Genomic DNA, 6,201 nt, shown 5'->3' on the forward strand with positions numbered 1-6,201 from the left:
GTACTCAATTGTAAACCAGTAATCGGTTGATGGGAGGTTTTGACCGTTGAATGTTCCATCCCAACCTTGGCCTGCCGGAATAATTTGTTTGATTAATTTTCCGTAGCGGTCAAATATATAAATTTTTGCGTTAGGATTTGTGTCTCTTAACGTAAAAATATTCCACGTGTCGTTATATCCATCTCCATTTGGTGTGAAGAATTTTGGATAATCTACCACATACACCTCTATTGTTGCATCCTCACAACCGTTTAAGTCTTGAACGGTAACAATATGATTTCCTGCACTCACGTTGGTAAACACATTGCTGGTTTGGAATGGTCCATAATCTAAACTATACACATAATTTGTATTGCCTTGATCAGGAATGGTTATTCCCTGGGCTGTGATGGTAATTGTGGCACTGTCTGTAAAATAATTACTTTGCACAAAACTCAAGGTGGCTTGCTCAGATTGAACCACATTCACCGTTACCGTGTTTGAACATTGCGGATTGGTGGTTGTATTTACAACCGTTAAGGTATAGGCTCCCGGAGTGTTTACCGTTAGGTTTGCATCTGTTCCTAACACATTGCTACTCGAATCTGTCCATACAAAATTGTGTGTTAATGGGTCTAATCCACTCTCTAAAACTGCTTCTCTAATAACATCGCCTGTAATCGGATCGGTACAGATAAAGTCGTCTTGAACTGTTGGCTCTGGTAACTTATGAACTGTTAAGTTTACCGGAACAATATTCGGACAGCCACTTTGCGTGTTTGGATTCACCAAAACAGCATAGATTTCCTGATTAAACGCAACAGTGTTTGCATAGGTTACAGGCAAAGCTCCGCTGTAATCGTTTTCTTCTGCCGCTTCTTGTGCTTGAGCTAAAGTTTCAAAATAGTAGACCACCGTGCCAGGATAATTATTTGGTGGTGTTATGGTAGCTCCTAATAGTATTGGCGAGAGTTCTGTGTCTAAATTAAATTCTGCTTTACCATCATTCAATGCATCTTGATCGTCACACTTGGTTACCGCCGAATCATTCGCCGGAATTGGGTTAGCAAAAGTTCCTTCTTCAATCACTAAATCTACCGTTCCAACTATAAAACATTCAGTTACTTTGTTTTCTATTCTCACATAAATAGTCTCCGGTGTGCCTTGAACACTTGTGCTTGTGTACGTGTTTGGCAACTGTGGACTACCCGTCTCTGCATCCGCCTGTGAAGCATAATACGTTACACTAAAGTCTAGCTCAGTTTGATTGGCTCCCAACACATCTTCATTGGCTAAATTTAATGTGAATGGTAAAATCGGTTGACCAAGTGCTACGCATTGGTATAAATTAACCGGCGAAACGATATCCGGTAGCGGATTAACAATCAATTGAAGTTCTACTATCTCATAACATCTTGGCTCCAACGGGTTGGTTGGTATTCTGGTTACACGAACATAAATGGTTTGTGTATCTGAATCTGTACTGTCATAATTAGTTGGATCAGGAATCGGATTGGTTTCTGTTTCTGCATTGGTATAATTCTCAAAATACGTCAGAGAAAACTCCGTTAAACTTGCTCCGTTTAAGATGTAAAGTGCTCGCTGAGTTAAATCGAAATTCTCTACACCATCGCCTGGATTGTTGTTGTCACACTCCTCTATCGGTGCCGGATCAAATAGTGGCTCCGGTCTTGGAATTACGCGAATAGTAAGAGACGTAAAACTCGAACATCCCGCCTGACTTGTCACTTTCGCCCCTAAGGTTTGAACCGTTGCAATCGCATTAGTATAAGCCGTTGGGTCTTGAATTGCATTTACATTATCCAATGCATTTTGATAGCTTGGGTAGTAAGTAACAGTATAACCACCTAAATTATTAGTAATTGCATTATTGCGGATGGTTAAGTCAAATGCTGTAAATTGATCATTTGGCAAAGCCTCGTCACACAAGGATATTGGATCCGGAACTGTAAGTGCCAAAGGCAGGTTTACAATCAAATCAAAACTTCCCGTGTGGAAACAACCTGTGGCAATATCGGTTACTCGTACCCAAATGGTTTGTGGATTACTTGTATTTGGATAAGCCGTTACATTTACAATGGCTCCAATGTTATTAATTGCATTTGCCTGTGAAGTAAAATAGGCCACTTGATAATCCGAAGCTGCTCCACTTTGAGCCGCTAAAATAATAGGCGTTCGTACACTTAAATCAAATATGCTCAATCCATTTTGCTGATTGCCATCGGTATCACATTGAACGATATCTGCTAAATCACTCGGTACTTCCGGTCTCGGATTTACTTTTAGTTCAAGCATCATCACTCGCACACAACCTGTTGTGTTATGCTCTGCTCGAATATAAATAAACTGCTGCCATTGCGAGATACTTAAGTAAGAAAGTGCTAAATCATCTGTTCCGTCCAAGGCTTGTTGCTCGGTTTCATGGAAGGTAACAGTTATATCCGTTGCTCCGTTGAGTAAGCCCGGAATAAGGGCTCCTAAATCAAAAGTGGTAACACCATCATTGTTATCATCACACAAGGTAATCGGGTTAATTGGAATAAGCAATATCGGAAGCGGTTCTACGCGTAAATCTAACGTGGTAGTAGAATAACATCCCGTAACCGGATTTAGCACCCGAACATGGATGGTTTGAACGTTGGACGTATTGGTATACAACGTAGGTAACGCATTAGTGCCCTGTTGTGCTTGAAGTAGCGTGAAATGGAAGGTAACTTCCAATCCTTGTTGCGTACCCACAATCTCAGGGATGGCTTGCGTTAAATCAAATTCTTCCTCTTCATCTCCCGGATTATTGTCGTCACACAAAGTTAATGGTGTTGGCAAATTAGCAATCGGTAACGGATTAACAACAAGCTCTAGTGGTGCAACATCATAACATCCCGTAGCATTAATCAGCACACGAACCCAGATGGTTTGTGTTGCACTGCTATATATAGTGGAAAGTTGTGGCGTTCCCAGAATTGCTTCTGCTTCACTTGGGTGGAAAGTTATCGTATGTAAACTTGGATCTAATCCGCCTAAGATATTGGTTGCTCGAGAAGACAAATCAAATACCTGAATACCATCCGTATCATCATCACACAACGCATAATCATCCGGAGTCGTGTTGATAACCGGGAATGGATTCACTATCAAATCAAAGGTAGTAATCGAAGGACAATCTGTAGCTCCCGTATTTATCACACGAACATAAATGGTTTGAAGCCATGGATCAATCGATAAATAATTTGCAGGGTTCGGAATCGGTGCTCCGCCTAATTGAGCATCCGTTAAGGTCTCATGATAAGACACTGTTAACCCAGTAGCTCCGCCTGTGATAATACTTTCGGTTTGAGCTAAATCAAATCGACCGCGTCCATCATTATTATCATCACAAAGCACTAAATCAGGATGACTGAAAATTAGTGGTGCCGGTGCAACGCTTACTGTAGCTGTTTGATTGAGTGGTACCGAACAAACCCGAATCGTATTGGTGAAAACACCAATTAACCTATAAGTGGTGGTTGTGGTATAAGCATCGGTGATGGTATAAACACCCGATGCATCAATAGTCTGGGTTTGAACACCGCCCCCATTGATGGTGTATTCTATCGTAGATCCAGGAGTGGCAGTAAAGGTAATCGTGGCTTCTCCTGTTGGACATATGATTATATCGCCTGATACACTCGCCGTTGGAAGTGGTAACAAAGTCACTGTTCCTGTGGCACTATCAGAAATACATCCTGTGTTTATATCGGTAATAATTACACTATAATTTCCGGCTACTGAAGTCGTAAAATTTGAAACATCTCCTGGATTTGCAAAACCGGTTGGCACTGTCCATGCATAACTATACGTACCCGGTGTGGTAGAGGTAGCAATTATTGTAGTGCTTTCAAGTTCACAAATCGTTTCGCTATTTACACTAACCAGTGGTTTTGGATTAACCGTTACTCTTACTATAAAGATATCTGTACATCCTGTGGAGGATGCCGTTACGGTGTAGTCTACATCTATAGGTAATTCTGTGCTATTAAGTAGGGTTTGACTAATTGCAGTTTGTGCAGTGGATTGATCGGATGCTCCTGTAATACCTGCCACAGGGGCAACTGTCCATGTATAAGTAGTGCCTGCCGGTACAACATCTGCTGCATTTGAAACCGGCGTCACCGTAAAGGTGTCTGCCGTGCAAATGGATGCCGCTTTATCGGCTATAAATGGTTTTGCATTAACGGTAACAGTTAATTCAAACGTGCTACTGCATTGGTTTGGTGCAACCCCGGAGGTAGCTGTTATCGTATACACAACATTAATAGCCGCATCGGTGGAATTAGTCAGAGTTTGACTAATTTGTGTTTGTGACGTTCCTTGGTTGGATGCTCCCGTAATACCTGCCGGTACCACAACGCTCCATGTGTAAGTTGTGCCTGTTGGAACGATATCTGAACCGGTTGTCGTTGGAGATAACGTAAAGGTATCTGCCGAACAGATCGTTTCTGTTTTATTGGCTATAAATGGTTTTGGATTGACGGTTACTGTAACTGTAAAGGTATCTGTACAAACATTCGGTGCCGTGCCAACACTTGCTTCAACGGTATACACCACATCAAGAGACGCATCAGTGGAATTAGTCAAGGTCTGACTAATGCTTGTTTGCGGTGTTGTTTGATTTGAGGCTCCTGCGATTCCTGCAGGTGAAACAACGCTCCATGTATACGTTGTTCCTGTTGGAACTACATCCGGTAAGGTATTACTTGGTGTTACCGTAAAGGTGTCGTCTGAGCAGATTATAGCTACTTTATCGGCTATAATTGGTAACGGATTAACACTTACTGTAATAGTAAATGTGCTCGTACAAGCATTTGGTGCTGTGCCAGCCGAAGCCGTTACAGTATAAACAACATTTATAGAGGCTGTAGTTGAATTGGTTAAGGTTTGACTAATCGTAGTTTGTGGTGTTCCTTGGTTGGATGCTCCCGTAATTCCTGCCGGTGCTACAACACTCCAAGTGTAGGTGGTGCCTGTTGGAACAATATCAGTGCCTGTAACAGGTGTAACACTAAAGCTTTGGGCTGAACAAATAGAATCCGTTACATCCAAAATACTTGGTCGTGGATTTACGCTCACCGTAATTTCAAAAGTAGAGGTACATACATCAGGTGCTGTACCCGAAGAGGCCGTAACAGTATAAACCACATCAAGAGACGCATCAGTTGAATTAGTCAAGCTTTGACTAATGCTTGTTTGCGGAGTTGTTTCATTGGCTGCTCCTGCAATTCCTGCCGGTGCAACAACGCTCCATGTGTAAGTTGTTCCCACTGGAACAACATCCGGTAAGGTGTTTGTTGGTGTTACCGTAAAGGTATCCTGAGAACAAATCGTAACTACTTTATTGGCGATAAGTGGGTTTGGATTAACCGTTACAGTGACTACAAAAGTATCGATACAAACATTCGGTGCTGTGCCTACTGATGCGGTAACATTATAAACAACATTAATCGGTGCGTTAGTCGAATTGGTTAGGGTTTGACTAATGGCCGTTTGCGGATTTGTTTCATTGGCGGCTCCTGTGATTCCTGCTGGTGCAACTACTGTCCACGTATAGCTAGTGCCCGTGGGAACAACCTGTGGTGAAGCTGTTACCGGGGTAATTGTAAAGGTATCTTGTGAGCAAATAATTGCTACTTTATTATTAATTTGTGGCAATGGATTTACTTTTACCGTGATGGTAAAGGTATCTGTGCACACATTTGGTGCTGTGCCTACCGAAGCAGTAACCGTATAAACCACATCTAATTCCCCTTCCGTAGAATTAATCAAATTTTGACTAATACTTGTTTGAGCTACTGCTTGATCTACCGCTCCGGTAATTCCTGCAGGTGCTACAACTGTCCAAGTATAAGTCGTTCCTACAGGAACTAAATCTGTTCCCCCTGTGCTTGGCGTTACCGTAAAGCTTTGGTTTGAACAAATCATCGGCGTGAAATCTGAAATGCTTGGTTTTGGATTCACAGTTACCGTTATTGCAAAGGTGTCTGTACAACTATTCGGAGCTATACCTACCGTTGCCGTGACATTATAAAGCACATTAATTGGTGCAGTGGTTGTGTTGGTTAAACTCTGACTTATACTCGCTTGTGGAGTGGCCTGGTCCGAAGATCCTGTGATGCCTACAGGCGTAACAACTGTCCAGGTGTAGGTTGTGCCAGTGGGGACAAC

Annotated in this window: 1 protein-coding gene; it reads right to left on the reverse strand. The window is 42.2% G+C overall.

Annotation, left to right across the window (positions count from 1 at the left end; genetic code table 11):
- Positions 1-6,201: PKD-like domain-containing protein (locus AC23MC_RS16320; RefSeq protein WP_487569390.1), on the reverse strand; the 6,201-nt coding region annotated here is incomplete at both ends.

This window comes from Flavobacterium sp. T50_26, from assembly GCF_057652995.1.